This window comes from Arthrobacter sp. 4R501 (assembly GCF_002929755.1).
Taxonomy (GTDB): Bacteria; Actinomycetota; Actinomycetes; order Actinomycetales; family Micrococcaceae; genus Arthrobacter.
In genome coordinates, this window is record NZ_PJIW01000004.1 from 267,746 (window position 1) to 280,957 (window position 13,212).

Annotated in this window: 11 protein-coding genes; 9 read left to right on the top strand and 2 right to left on the bottom strand. The window is 66.2% G+C overall.

All coding sequences use genetic code 11. The features are described 5' to 3' along the window. Positions 1-40 precede the first annotated feature (40 nt). The 5 genes from CXR02_RS05485 to CXR02_RS05505 all read left to right on the top strand — a co-directional run bounded on the left by CXR02_RS05485 (position 41) and on the right by CXR02_RS05505 (position 4,867). The gene (locus CXR02_RS05485; RefSeq protein ID WP_146072472.1) at positions 41-607 is read left to right on the top strand and encodes a hypothetical protein; all 567 of its coding nucleotides are present in this window, start codon (positions 41-43) and stop codon (positions 605-607) included. A gap of 213 nt (positions 608-820) precedes the next feature. Beyond that, entirely contained in the window at positions 821-3,091 is a 2,271-nt protein-coding gene (gene ligA / locus CXR02_RS05490; protein ID WP_104061065.1) for an NAD-dependent DNA ligase LigA, read from the top strand. Then, positions 3,088-3,906 carry an inositol monophosphatase family protein gene (locus tag CXR02_RS05495; protein WP_104061066.1) on the top strand — a complete coding sequence of 273 codons (819 nt, stop codon included), beginning with the start codon at positions 3,088-3,090 and terminating at the stop codon, positions 3,904-3,906. Before ligA ends, CXR02_RS05495 begins: the two co-directional genes overlap by 4 nt. A gap of 26 nt (positions 3,907-3,932) precedes the next feature. Beyond that, the gene (locus tag CXR02_RS05500; protein ID WP_104061067.1) at positions 3,933-4,445 is read left to right on the top strand and encodes a GNAT family N-acetyltransferase; all 513 of its coding nucleotides are present in this window, start codon (positions 3,933-3,935) and stop codon (positions 4,443-4,445) included. A 38-nt stretch (positions 4,446-4,483) separates the two neighbouring features. Further along, a complete protein-coding gene (locus tag CXR02_RS05505; protein ID WP_058929567.1) occupies positions 4,484-4,867 on the top strand; it encodes a RidA family protein in 384 nt (127 codons plus the stop codon). 24 nt (positions 4,868-4,891) lie between these two features. Here the strand turns inward: CXR02_RS05505 and CXR02_RS05510 are convergent, their stop codons facing one another. Together CXR02_RS05510 and CXR02_RS05515 are read right to left on the bottom strand one after the other, a co-directional pair. Next, positions 4,892-5,554 (bottom strand): response regulator, encoded by a 663-nt coding sequence (locus tag CXR02_RS05510; protein WP_104061068.1) that lies wholly within the window; start codon positions 5,552-5,554, stop codon positions 4,892-4,894. Then, positions 5,547-7,319 carry an ATP-binding protein gene (locus tag CXR02_RS05515; protein WP_258060819.1) on the bottom strand — a complete coding sequence of 591 codons (1,773 nt, stop codon included), beginning with the start codon at positions 7,317-7,319 and terminating at the stop codon, positions 5,547-5,549. The genes CXR02_RS05510 and CXR02_RS05515 overlap by 8 nt, the downstream gene beginning before the upstream one ends. A gap of 164 nt (positions 7,320-7,483) precedes the next feature. Between CXR02_RS05515 and CXR02_RS05520 the strand changes: the two genes are divergently transcribed. From CXR02_RS05520 to gatB, 4 genes are all read left to right on the top strand, one after another. Next, a complete protein-coding gene (locus CXR02_RS05520) occupies positions 7,484-8,986 on the top strand; it encodes a CitMHS family transporter (RefSeq protein WP_104061070.1) in 1,503 nt (500 codons plus the stop codon). Positions 8,987-9,131: 145 nt separating this feature from the next. Then, complete coding sequence (gene gatC / locus CXR02_RS05525) at positions 9,132-9,428, top strand: Asp-tRNA(Asn)/Glu-tRNA(Gln) amidotransferase subunit GatC (protein ID WP_056348187.1); 297 nt, start codon at positions 9,132-9,134, stop codon at positions 9,426-9,428. Positions 9,429-9,430: 2 nt separating this feature from the next. Continuing rightward, entirely contained in the window at positions 9,431-10,990 is a 1,560-nt protein-coding gene (gatA, locus tag CXR02_RS05530; protein WP_104061071.1) for an Asp-tRNA(Asn)/Glu-tRNA(Gln) amidotransferase subunit GatA, read from the top strand. Beyond that, on the top strand, positions 10,990-12,498 hold the full coding sequence (gene gatB / locus CXR02_RS05535; protein WP_058929563.1) for an Asp-tRNA(Asn)/Glu-tRNA(Gln) amidotransferase subunit GatB: 1,509 nt from the start codon (positions 10,990-10,992) through the stop codon (positions 12,496-12,498). The genes gatA and gatB overlap by 1 nt, the downstream gene beginning before the upstream one ends. The last annotated feature ends 714 nt before the right edge of the window (positions 12,499-13,212 follow it).

A 13,212-nucleotide genomic window follows, 5' to 3' on the forward strand; every position in this document is an offset into this window, starting at 1 on the left:
TCGTTGCGGAGGGGTGCCGCGCGCTGTCGAAAAGGTAACCATGATCCGATCCTCATCCGTGCGCCGCGACGTGTCCGCTGCCACGGCTGCTGCGGTCCTGGCGCTCCTGGTTGGCCTCCCGGCGGCGGTCCCGGCGCAGGCCGAAGACGGCGAACCCACGCCGCAGTTGTGCCTGCTGAACTGTGAAACGGCCAGCACTGAGCCTAATGATCCGGGCAAGGGCAAACCTGAAGTGCCGCCGGTAGTCCCGTCCCCAGTCGTCCCAACGCAGCCCCCGGCACCGCCGCCCGCGGCGCCAGCACCGGTAACGGTTCCCACCCTCGCCCCGGAACCGAGCGCTTCGCCGACTGAGGAATCGCCGTCGGCCGCGCCCAGCACCACCATCCCCAGCCCGCCGTCGTCCGCAACCCCATCCACGGAACCGAACTGGAACAAGCCAGTCACCAAGTCGGCCAAGCCCACACAGGCCGCCGCCGTTTCCCGGAACGACGGCTCCGGGCTCTTCGGCGGCCCCGGCCTGCTGGCCATCATGGCGGGCGTGCTGCTGGTGGGAGTCGCCGGCCTCGCCTTCGCCTGGTGGAGCCGGAACCGCCTCGCCTCACACTGACCTTGGTTGTCGGGTGATCGAGCTTGTCGCCAGCCCCGACCTTCCCAACTAGGTAGCAGTAACTGTCGTTATGAGCGCTCATAACGACAGTTACTGCTACCTACATGGGGGGGCGTTCCGTGCCCACCGGGCCCCGCGGCACTTAACGGCAGGGGCACGGCGGCGCAGTGGGCGTTTGGGCGCAATGTCGGGGCGGTAAGGCAAGATAGGTCTGTGAGCACAGCACCGGTCCCCGCAGAGGAAACAGCAAACAGCACTGAGGAACTAACCGAGCCGGACGCCGTCCCCGCCGGGTCAGTGCGCGACGAATATGAGAACCTGACGGACCTGGTCAGGAAGTACCGGTTTGCGTATTACCAGGAGGACGAACCCCTGGTCTCCGACGCCGAATTCGACGAACTGTTCCGGCGCCTGGAGGAGATCGAGGCCCTGCATCCGGAGCTGGTAGCCAATGATTCGCCCACGCAGGAGGTTGGCGGGGAAGTCTCAGCCGCGTTCGCCGCCGTCGAACATCTGCAGCGGATGTACAGCCTCGAGGACGTCTTTTCCCTGGAGGAGCTGGAGGCCTGGATCACCAAGGCCGAGGCCAGCGTCAGCAAGCTGGGGGACACGGCTCAGCTGGCATGGCTCACGGAACTGAAGATTGACGGCCTCGCCGTCAACCTGTTGTACCGCGACGGGAAACTGGTCCGGGCGGCCACCAGGGGTGACGGAACCACGGGTGAAGACATCACCCACAACGTCCTGACCATCAAGGAAATCCCAACCGAACTTACGGGCACCGGATTTCCCCCGGAGGTGGAAATCCGGGGCGAGGTCTTCATCCCTTCCAAGGCTTTTGCGGAATTCAATGAGGCACTGATCGAAGCCGGCAAGGCGCCGCTGGCCAACCCCCGGAATGCCGCCGCCGGTTCGATCAGGCAAAAGGATCCGGCGGAAACCGCCAAGCGTCCGTTGCGGATGTTTGTCCATGGCATTGGTGCGCGCGAAGGGCTGGAAACCCTGAGCCAGTCCCAGACCTACGCCGTGCTGGAACAGTGGGGCCTTCCCGTCAGCCCGTACTTCGAGGTGCTCGGGGGCCTGCCGGAGATCCTTGCCTTCATCAAGCGCTACGGCGAACAACGGCACAACCTGATGCACGAAATAGACGGCATTGTGGTCAAGGTCGATGATCTCGCCACGCAACGTGCCCTCGGCTACACCTCACGCGTTCCCCGCTGGGCCGTCGCCTACAAGTACCCGCCGGAAGAGGTCCATACCCGGCTGCTGGACATTCGTGTCCAGGTGGGCCGTACCGGCCGTGTGACCCCGTTCGGGGTGCTGGAGCCGGTGAAGGTGGCCGGTTCCACCGTGGCCCGTGCCACGCTGCACAACCAGGACGTGGTCAAGGCCAAGGGCGTGCTGATCGGCGACATCGTGGTGCTGCGCAAGGCCGGAGACGTCATCCCGGAGATCGTCGGCCCCGTGCTGGCGCTGCGCAAAGGCCGTGAGGGCGAACTGCGTGACTTCGTGATGCCCACCGAATGCCCCTCCTGTGGCACGGAGCTCGCCCCCTCCAAGGAAGGCGACATCGACATCCGCTGTCCCAATTCCAGATCCTGCCCCATCCAGCTGACGGAGCGCGTCGCGCACCTGGCCGGCCGCGGTGCCTTCGACATCGAGGCCCTCGGCGGGGAAGCTGCTGTGGCCCTTACTGATCCGGCCGAGCCCAAGCCCGGCCCGCTAGTGAGCGAAGCGGAGCTCTTCTCCCTTACCGCGGCGGACCTGGAGCACGTGCGGATCCTGCGCGAGAAGCGTTCCAAGGGCGAGGGCACCGGCGTCTTCGAGCTGGTCCCGTACTTCTGGACAAAGGCAACGGCCAAGACGCCATCCAAGCCCACGGCAACCACGAACAAGCTGTTCGACGAACTGACCAAAGCCAAGACGCAGCCCCTGTGGCGGGTGCTCGTTGCCCTGTCCATCCGGCACGTTGGTCCGCGCGCCTCACGCGCCCTGGCCACCGCGTTCGGCACCATGGACGGCATCCGGAACGCCTCCGAGGAGGACCTGGCCCATGTGGACGGCGTGGGGCCCACCATCGCGGCCGCGCTGAAGGAATGGTTCGCCGAGGACTGGCACGTGGAAATCGTTGACCGCTGGGCCGCGGCCGGGGTCCGCATGGCGGATGAGCGCGACGAATCCACGCCGCGCACGCTGGAAGGTCTGACGATTGTGGTTACCGGCTCCCTGCCGAACTTCAGCAGGGACGAGGCGAAGGAAGCGATCCTCATCCGCGGCGGCAAAGCGGCGGGCTCGGTCTCGAAAAACACCAGCTACGTCGTCGCCGGCGAAAGCGCCGGCACCAAACTGGACAAAGCCGAACAGCTCGGAATTCCGGTCCTGGACGAGGACGGCTTCCGGGAGCTCCTTGCGAACGGCCCGGCCCCCGCTGCCGAAGTCAGACCCGCACCGACGCCCACAGAATCAGAAGAGGCAGCCGAATGAGCCATCCGGATCTCAACACCGAATTGCTTGCGGTGGCCCGGCAAGCAGCCGCCGCCGGCGCCGCCGTGCTGGCTTCCCGCAATGGGGAGACGCTTGACGTCAGCAACAAGGGCGACGCCGGCGACTGGGTTACGGCCTTTGATGTCGACGCGGAGAATGCCGTCCGGGATGCCATCACGGCCGCCCGTCCACAGGACACCATCACGGGGGAGGAGCATGGGACCACCCGGCCCGCGGCCCCCACCGGTTATCGCTGGTCCATCGACCCGCTGGACGGTACCACCAACTTCATCCGGAACATCGTCTACTACGCCACCTCCGTGGCAGTGGCGGATGCCGACGGCGTCTGGCTGGCCGGCGTCGTCAACGCCCCGGCGCTGGGCCGCGTCTACTACGCTGCCCGCGGCCAGGGTGCGTGGCTGGAAGAAGGCGGCCGGGTGACCCAGCTCCAGGGCCCGGCGCCGGACCGCGCCGGGCAGATCCTCGCCACCGGCTTCAGTTACGACCCCGCCATCCGCGCCGAGCAGGCTGCACTGCTGGGCAGTCTCATGGATGGATTCGCCGACGTCCGGCGGCTGGGCTCCGCGGCGCTGGACCTCTGCATGGTGGCTGACGGAACCCACGACGCCTACGGCGAGCGCGGGCTCAACGAACATGACTTCTCCGCCGGTGCGTTGATTGCCGAGGAAGCCGGTTGCTGGGTCCGGCGTCCCCGGCTGGCCAGTCCGCTGGACGGCGGACCCGCAGACGAGGACAGGCTGGCCGCCTGGACCTGCGCCGGGACCTTGGCGCTGTCCGGCAAGTTTCCGCTGTGACGGTGCTGCGCCACTAACATTGTCAGGTGCAATCGCAAATAACCATCCGACCGGCCGTTGAGGCAGACTTCCAGGCCATCGCCAGGATCACCGTGGACTCTTACCTGGCAGCCGGGTATTTCGACAGCGCGGACCATCCCTATATGCAGCAGATCCAGGATGTTGCCGCCCGTGCGGCGAAGGCCACGATCTGGGTTGCCGAGCGTGACCGGCAGGTGGTGGGTTCCGTGACGCTGGCACTGGCAGGTGAACCGTTCGCCGACATCGCCCTCCCTGATGAGCTGGAGTTCCGGATGCTGGTGGTGGATCCGGCGGTGCAGCGCAGCGGCGCAGGCAAGGCCATGGTGGAAGCCATCATTGCGCATGCGAAATCGCTGGAGGGGATCGCGGGCGTGGCCCTCACCACCGGCGGGACCTGGGAGAGCGCCCATGGCCTCTACCGGAAGACAGGCTTCAAACGAGTCCCCGAGCGCGACTGGCTGATTCCGGGCACCGACATAAAGCTGCTGGTTTACCGGCTTGACGTCCAGTCAACCTAAAGTGGTGCCGACTCGTTTTCGGCACTGAAAGGCCCACCATGCGCAAAACATTCGGCACCGGCTCCGTCTGGGAGCAGACTCTCGGCTACTCCCGCGCCGTCCAGGTGGACAACACGCTCTACATTTCCGCCACGGCCGCCAGCGGCGAGGACGGCATTGTGGGCGAGGACTTCTACACGCAGACCCAGTACATCCTGCAGAAGCTCGGCGTGGTCCTGGCCGATGCCGGCTTCAGCTTCGAAGACGTGGTCCAGTCCAAGCTGTACCTGACGGACATCAGCAAATGGGAAGAAGCCGGCCGCGCCCACGGCGAAGTCTTCGGCGAGATCCGCCCCACGCTGGCCCTCGTGCACGTCCTGCCGTTCCTTGACCCGAAGATGCTCGTCGAAATCGAGCTCGTGGCCCAGAAGAGCGCCAGCTAGCAGGCCTCGCTCAAGGGGGTGCAGCTACTGGGCCGGGAGGCTGTAGCGGTGTTCGGGGCGTCCGGTGGTTCCGTAGCGCAGTTGGATGTCGACGGCGCCGTCGTCGGCCAGCGAGGACAGGTACCTTTGCGCCGTGGCCCGGGAAACCCCCACGCGGGTGGCCACCTCGACCGCCGAATACTGTTCGCCGGCAACCAGCGATTCCAACACCGCGGCCTCGGTGGCGGAGCGGGGTTTGGCCGCCGGCGTCACGTCCCCCGGGATCAGCGCCCGTTTGGCCCGCTCCACGGAGCCCTGGTGCAGGGCCCCGGGCTGGCCCAGCAGCCTGCGGTATCGGGCATACGAACGTAGCTGCTGCGAGAGCGACTCGGCGGTAAAGGGCTTCAACAGGTACCCGAGGGCGCCGCGGCGGAACGCTTTCCGCAGCGACTCGGCGTCCGATGCGGCACTCAGGATCATGGTGTCCACGTCCAGCTGCTGCAGCAGGTCGAGGCCTGAGGCGTCCGGCAGGTAGACATCCAGCAGCACCAGGTCCGGGCGGAGGCTGTGGATCGCCTGCAGCGCCAGGGATGCCGACCCCACCGGCGCCAGCGCCAGGAATCCCGCCACCGAATCCACATACGTTGCGTGCAGCTTGGCCACGTGGAAATCGTCGTCCACAATCAGCACCCTGAAATCCTCAGGCATTATTGTCCTTTCCGGCTAAATCCTGGGTCCCCGCAGGTGTCCCGGCGGTGGTCCCGGCCGTTGTGCGTGGCAGGGAAGCCATAAACACGGCACCGGGTCCGCCCGGTGTCCCCGGCTCCAGCAAGCGGACGTCCCCGCCGCGGCGCCGGGCCAGCTTCCGGGCCAGGGCCAGGCCCAGCCCCTGCCCGCCACTCCGTCCGCCATTCCGTCCGCCGGCAGCCGCCGGAGCCGGCACTACTGGGCCAGCCGCCGTCGTAAATCCCTCGGCGAAGACCGCTTCCGCATTCGTCCCGGCGGCCAGCCCGTCGCCGGAATCGGCGACGACGATGTGCAGCGTCCCGCCGTCGTTGTGCGGTTCATCCAGCACCTCCAGCTCCACCCAGCGGTCCGGGGAGGAGCCCGAGACGGCGGCGTTCACCGCGTTGTCGATCAGGTTGCCCAGTACGGTGGTCACGTCCTGCGGCTCGGTGACCTGGCCGCGGACCAGGGTTTCGGGGCCGATCCGCAGCGTCACGCCGCGCTCATCGGCCTCCACACCCTTGGCACCCACAAAGGCCTGCAGGTACGGGTCCTGCAACAGTTCCGCCTGGTCCACCGGGAACTTCAGCGGCCCCGTGGCGGCCAGCCCGGCCAGGTACTCGCGGGCCTGCTGGTGCTGCCCGATGCTCATGAGGCCGGCGATGGTGTGCAGCTGGTTGGCGAATTCGTGGCGCTGGGCGCGCAGGGCCGTGGACATGGTGCCCACGGCGTCGAGCTGCCGGGTGAGCTGCTGGAGTTCGGTGCGGTCCCGGAGCATCACCACCCAGCCCAGGTCCTCGCTTCGATGCAGGGCCTTGCGCGCGCTGGCCACCAGGACACTGCCGCCGGCTACGAGTTCGATGGCGTCCGCCTCCGCAGCGTCCGGCCGGGTCAGGGCCCTGAGCTGCTCGGGCACAGGAGCGTCGGCCCACGGCGTCCCGGAAAGGTCCGGCTGCTCCAAAAGGCGCTGCGCCGCTGCGTTGAACACGCTGATCCTGCCGTCGGCCGAAACGCCGATGACGCCGTCGTCCACGCCTTGCAAAACGGCCACCTGGTCGTGCACCAGCGTGCTGATTTCCTCGGGCTCCAGCCCCAGCGTCAGGCGCTGGAGCCGGCGCCGCAGCAGTAACGAGGCCAGCATGCCCGCCAACAGCGCACCTGCGGCGGTCAGCCCCACCGGGCCGATGTCGCGCGCAACGCTTTGGCCCACGCTCTCCATGGAGTACCCAACGCTGACCTCGCCCACGACGGTGCCCGTGCCAGTGTCGGGCGCGTACACAGGAACCTTGGCGCCGGCAGACGGGCCCAGTGTCCCGGTGTTCCTGGTCGTGACCTCCTGGCCGGCGAGGGCCTGCGACGGGTCGGTGCTGACCTTCTCGCCCAGCCGGTCCGGATCCGGGTGCGCCAGGCGCAGGCCGGTTTCGTCGGTGATCACCACAAACAGTGCCCCGGTCCGGGTTCGGATCGCCTCGGCGGCTGCCATCAGCGGCCCGGCGAGGAGCACGGCGGGCGGGGGAGTGCCCGCGCCTGCGCTGATGGCCAGCACGTCAGCCTGCACGGAAGGATCCGCGGCGACGGCGCGGGCCAGCGTCAGAGCCTGGTTTTCCGCCTCGCGGCCCACACGGTCGTAGGTCAGCCAGGCGTGGACGGCGGCGCTGAGCAGCACCACCAGCAGGACCACGCCCAGCTGGAGGAAGAGCGTCTGCGTGGAGAACCGCAACGGTCGTGTGCGTGGTGAACGCGGCACGGTCCTCCCTTCCTCGGGCCTGGGTGTGAGCACAATGCGCAAAATGCTTCGAATAAGCAGTATGCCAATCAATTGAGCCAAAGGCACGGCCGTGACGCCCGCCACCCTAATGTCTGTAGCACGCGTCACACTGCGGTGGCGTTGTTCATAAGAAGGAGCCGGCCGTGCTGGTATTACTTGGATTCGCAATGATCGCGGTATTCATGGTGCTGATCATGACGAAGAAGTTGACGCCAGTACTGGCGCTGATCATCGTCCCCACCGTTTTTGGCCTCTTCGCAGGTGCCGGACTGGGCATCGGGGACATGGTCCTGGAGTCCATGAAGTCCATGACGTCCACGGCGGCCCTCCTGATGTTCGCCATCGTCTACTTCGGCCTGATGATCGACGTGGGGCTGTTCGACCCGCTGGTGAAGTTCATCCTCCGCAAGCTCGGCAATGACCCCGCCAAGGTGGTGCTCGGCACGGCCATCCTGGCGGCCGCGGTCTCCCTGGACGGCGACGGCTCCACTACCTTCATCCTCACCACCGCCGCCATGCTGCCCGTCTACCTGCGCCTGAAGATGAGCCCGGTTGTCCTCACCTGCGTGGCCGGCCTGGCAAACGGCACCATGAACATCCTGCCGTGGGGCGGTCCCACTGCCCGCGCCGCCACCGCGCTGCACCTCGACGTCAATGACGTCTTCGTCCCGATGATCCCGTCCCTCATCGCCGGCCTTGTAGTCGTGTTCGGCTTCGCCTGGCTGCTGGGCCTGCAGGAACGCAACCGCCTCCGCGCCACCGCACCGGAAATCTGGGGAACGCCGGATACGGCAGAGCCGTTCACCGCTGAAAAGTTCGACGGCGGCGCTTCCGACGGCGGCACCGCCGCTGCCTCCGCCGGTACCGGCCGCAGTGGGTCACGTTCCCCCGGAACCGGAAGTCCCGCCGTCGGCGGCTACACTCCGGAAGGTCCTTCAGTTGCTGTCCTGGAACGCACCGAAACTCTGGTGGATGAAAGGGATTCCGCCATGGCCGATACCGCGCTGGACCCGAACCGCAGGACGTTGCGCCCCAAGCTGTTCTGGTTCAACTTCGGACTGACGGTCGCCGTCATGGTGGTGCTCGTGGCCAACATCGTGCCGCTGCCGTTTGTCTTCATGGTGGGCTCCGCCATTGCACTGCTGGTGAACTTCCCCAAGGTCAAGGAACAGGGCGAGCAGCTGATCGCCCACGCACCGTCCATCGTGGCCGTGGTCAGCATGGTGATGGCCGCGGCTGTCCTCACCGGCGTCCTGAAGGGCACCGGCATGGTCGAGGCCATGTCCGCGTGGCTGGTCCAGATCATCCCCTCCAGCATGGGCCCGTTCATGGCCGTCATCACCGGCGTCCTCAGCATCCCCATGACGTTCTTCATGAGCAACGACGCCTTCTACTTCGGCGTCCTGCCGGTGCTCAGCGAGACCGCCGCACACTACGGAATCAGCGCCGCGGAGATGGCGCGTGCCTCCATCACCGGACAGCCGTTCCACCTGCAGAGCCCGCTGGTTCCGGCCATACTGCTGCTGGTTTCGCTGGCCAAGGTGGACCTCGGCGACCACCACAAAAAGGTCCTGTGGCGCACCGCAGTGGTTTCCCTCGTCATGTTGGGTGTGGGAATGCTGACGGGAGCCATCGGGATCGGTTAGTCTGTAGCTGCCTGTGGCCGGTCCCCGTGACCGGGACCACGGCACCGAGGTGCCCGTCTGACGCCCGCTGGGGGTCGTCAGACGGGCACTGACGTTTCCCCACTAGACTGGTTCGGAAAACAATCCGAACCTGCAGGGGAGATCCATGGCTGCGATCAACCGTGACGATGTTGCGCACCTCGCGCAGCTCGCTCACATCGAGATGAGTGCTGAAGAGCTGGACAGGATGGCCGGCGAACTCGCCGTCATCGTTGATTCAGTGAAGTCCGTGAGTGAAGCCGCCGGTGATGACGTCCCGGCAACCTCCCACCCGATCCCGCTGACCAACGTGTTCCGCGAGGACGTTGTGGGCCACACCTTCACCGCGGAGCAGGCACTCTCGGGAGCTCCGGATTCCGATGAGAACCGTTTCAAGGTCCCGGCAATCCTGGATGAGGCATAACCATGACTGACACCAACGAACTCATCCGCCTCTCGGCCGCGCAGCTGGCCGCCAAGCTGGCCGCCCGCGAGGTCACCTCCGTCGAGGTCACCCAGGCGTACCTCGACCGCATCGCAGCTGTCGACGGCGGCGAACGCGGCGTGAACGCGTTCCTGCACGTGAACACCGAAGAAGCGCTCGCCGTAGCTGCCGAGGTGGACGCCATCCGTGCCGCCGGCGGTGCCGCGGCCGAGGAACTCCACGTCCTCGCTGGCGTGCCGATCGCCGTCAAGGACCTCATCGTCACCATCGGCCAGCCCACCACTGCGGGCTCCAAGATCCTCGAGGGCTGGCACAGCCCCTACGACGCCACGGTGGTCAAGCGCCTCCGCGCCGCCAAAATGCCCATCCTGGGCAAAACCAACCTGGACGAATTCGCCATGGGTTCCTCCACCGAGCACTCCGCGTACGGTCCCACCCGCAACCCGTGGGACCTGGACCGGATCCCCGGCGGTTCCGGCGGCGGCTCGGCTGCGGCCGTTGCTGCGTTTGAGGCCCCGCTGGCGCTCGGCACGGACACCGGCGGATCCATCCGCCAGCCCGGCGCCGTCACCGGCACCGTGGGAGTCAAGCCCACCTACGGCGGCGTTTCCCGCTACGGTGCCATCGCGATGGCTTCCTCGCTGGACCAGATCGGCCCGGTTTCCCGCACCGTCCTGGACTCGGCGCTGCTGCACCAGGTCATCGGCGGGCATGATCCCTTTGACTCCACGTCCCTGCCCGACCCCCTTGCAGACCTCGTCGCTGCCGCCCGCGTGGGCAACGTCGAAGGCATGCGGATCGGCATCATCAAGGAACTCCACGGCGAGGGCTACCAGGCTGGCGTCGAAAACCGCTTCAACGAATCCCTGGAACTGCTCAAGCAGGCCGGTGCGGAAATCGTCGAGGTCTCCTGCCCCAACTTCCAGTACGCCCTCGGCGCCTACTACCTGATCATGCCGTCGGAGGCCTCCTCCAACCTGGCAAAGTTCGACGGCGTCCGGTACGGCCTGCGCGTCCTGCCCGAGGACGGACCCATGACCATCGAACGCGTGATGGGTGCCACCCGCGCCGCCGGCTTCGGCGCCGAGGTCAAGCGCCGCATCATCCTGGGCACTTATGCCCTGAGCGCCGGCTACTATGACGCGTACTACGGTTCGGCCCAGAAGGTCCGCACCCTGGTCCAGCGCGACTTCGAGGCCGCGTTCGCGCAGGCCGACGTCCTGATCTCTCCTACGGCGCCCACCACGGCGTTCAAGCTCGGGGAGAAACTGAATGATCCGCTGGCGATGTACCTCAACGACGTCGCCACCATCCCCGCCAACCTGGCCGGTGTGCCCGGACTGACCCTGCCCGGCGGCCTGGCAGACGAGGACGGCCTTCCCGTCGGCATCCAGCTGCTGGCTCCGGCCCGCGAGGATGCCCGGCTCTACCGGGTGGGTGCTGTCCTGGAATCCCTCCTGGAGGCACAGTGGGGCGGCCCGCTCCTGGACCAGGCACCGCCGTTGGTTGAGACCCTTGTTGACGCCAAGGAGGCAAAATAATGAGCACGGACGCAACCCTGAGCTTCGAAGAGGCCATGGAGAAATACGATCCCGTCCTGGGTTTTGAGGTCCACGTGGAGCTCAACACCAAGTCCAAGATGTTCTCCTCCGCGCCCAACGTCTTCGGCGACGAGCCGAACACCAACGTCAACGAGGTGGACCTGGGCATGCCCGGTGTGCTGCCGGTCGTGAACAGGGTCGCGATCGAGTCCTCGATCAAGATCGGCCTTGCCCTGAACTGCAAGATCGCTGAATCCTGCACGTTCGCCCGGAAGCAGTACTTCTATCCGGACACTCCCAAAAACTTCCAGACGTCACAGTACGAGGACCCCATCGCGTACGACGGCTACCTGGACATCGAACTGTCGGACGGGACCATCTTCCGCGTGGAGATCGAGCGCGCCCACATGGAAGAGGACGCCGGAAAGCTGACGCACATGGGCGGGGCCGCCGGCCGTATCCAGGGTGCCGACTTCTCGCTGGTGGACTACAACCGCTCCGGCGTTCCGCTCGTGGAGATCGTCACCAAGCCCATCGAGGGTGCGGGTTCCCGCGCCCCCGAGCTGGCCAAGGCGTACGTGGCCGCCGTCCGGGAGATCGTCAAGAACCTCGGTGTGTCAGACGCGAAGATGGAACGCGGCAACGTGCGCTGCGACGCGAACGTTTCGCTGCGCCCGCACGGCCGCGAACGCTTCGGCATCCGCTCCGAAACGAAGAACGTCAACTCGCTGCGCGCCGTCGAACACGCCGTCCGCTACGAGATCCAGCGGCACGCAGCCGTCCTGGATGCCGGCAACCCGATCATCCAGGAAACCCGTCACTGGCACGAGGACACGCGCACCACCACCTCGGGCCGGCCCAAGTCGGACGCCGATGACTACCGCTACTTCCCGGAGCCCGACCTGGTTCCGATCGTTGCGTCCCGCGAATGGGTGGAGGAACTCCGCGCCACGCTGCCCGAGCCGCCGGCGGCCCGCCGCAAGCGGCTGCAGTCGGACTGGGGCTACTCGGACCTGGAATTCCGCGACGTCGTCAACGCAGGCGTTATGGATGAGATCGAGGAAACCATCGCCGCAGGAGCTTCCGCCTCTGTCGCCCGTAAGTGGTGGATGGGCGAGATCGTTGGCCGTGCCAAGAACGCCGACGTCGATCCCGGCCAGCTGGGCGTCCAGCCCGCCACCATCGTGGAGCTGAACCGGATGGTCGAGGACGGCAAGATCAACAACAAGATGGCCACCGAGGTCCTGGACGGCGTGCTCGCGGGCGAAGGCACCCCGGCGGAGATCGTGGAGAAGCGCGGTCTCGCCGTCGTTTCCGACGACGGACCCCTCCTGGAAGCCATCGACGCCGCGCTTGCCGCGCAGCCCGACGTCGCGGACAAGATCCGCGCCGGCAAACTCCAGGCGATCGGCGCGATCGTCGGCGGCGTTATGAAGGCGACCCGCGGGCAGGCCGACGCCGGCCGCGTCAAGGAGCTGATCCTCGCGAAGCTTGGAGTTGAGGGCTGAGCCGTAGGCCACGCCAGGTGCTAAGCCACCTGTTTTAACCCAACCGGGTCGCAGTTAACGTCGTTATGAGCGCTCATGACGACGTCTACTGCGACCCAGTTTGGCTTTAAGTACATACTTGTGAATCGCAGCGATAGGTGGCGGGCTTTTTGCGTCGCTAAATGTCACCCTGATGTTCCAGTGGAGGATGCTGAGGGTCTCGCGGGCATGCGGGACCTCATCGCCATTGACCATATCGAGGACTGGTTGATAGAACGGCGTTTACATTCAGCACGCCTACGCGGGAGGCAACCGCGCACTCCTACCTGTTATAGAACCACCCCGGTGCCGACCCGCCTATTACCTTAAAGAATCTCGAAGCGCGTTCCGGTGTCCAATGCACCGTAGTCAATGTCGTAGGGCAGGTCGATGGTGACTATGCCGCTTTCCCCAGACTCGAAATAGAGTTCCTGGCCGTCGGCTTGGTCCTGTTCTTCATCAAGAAGCAGGCCAAGGTCAACCTCGAAGCACCCAAGGAAGAGGACCTAACCGGGGTCCGCTGACAAGCAAGCAAAAGGCGGGGTCCACGGCGGGTTCTAGCGGTCGTTGCAACACCCAGAATTTTTGGGAGTTGCAACGACCGTGTCGTCTTTAACGGAAGAAGCTGCCAGCAGGAGGAAATACACGCCGGAGCAGAAGGTTCAGTTCTTTTCGGTGTTGGACCGGTGTGGGAGT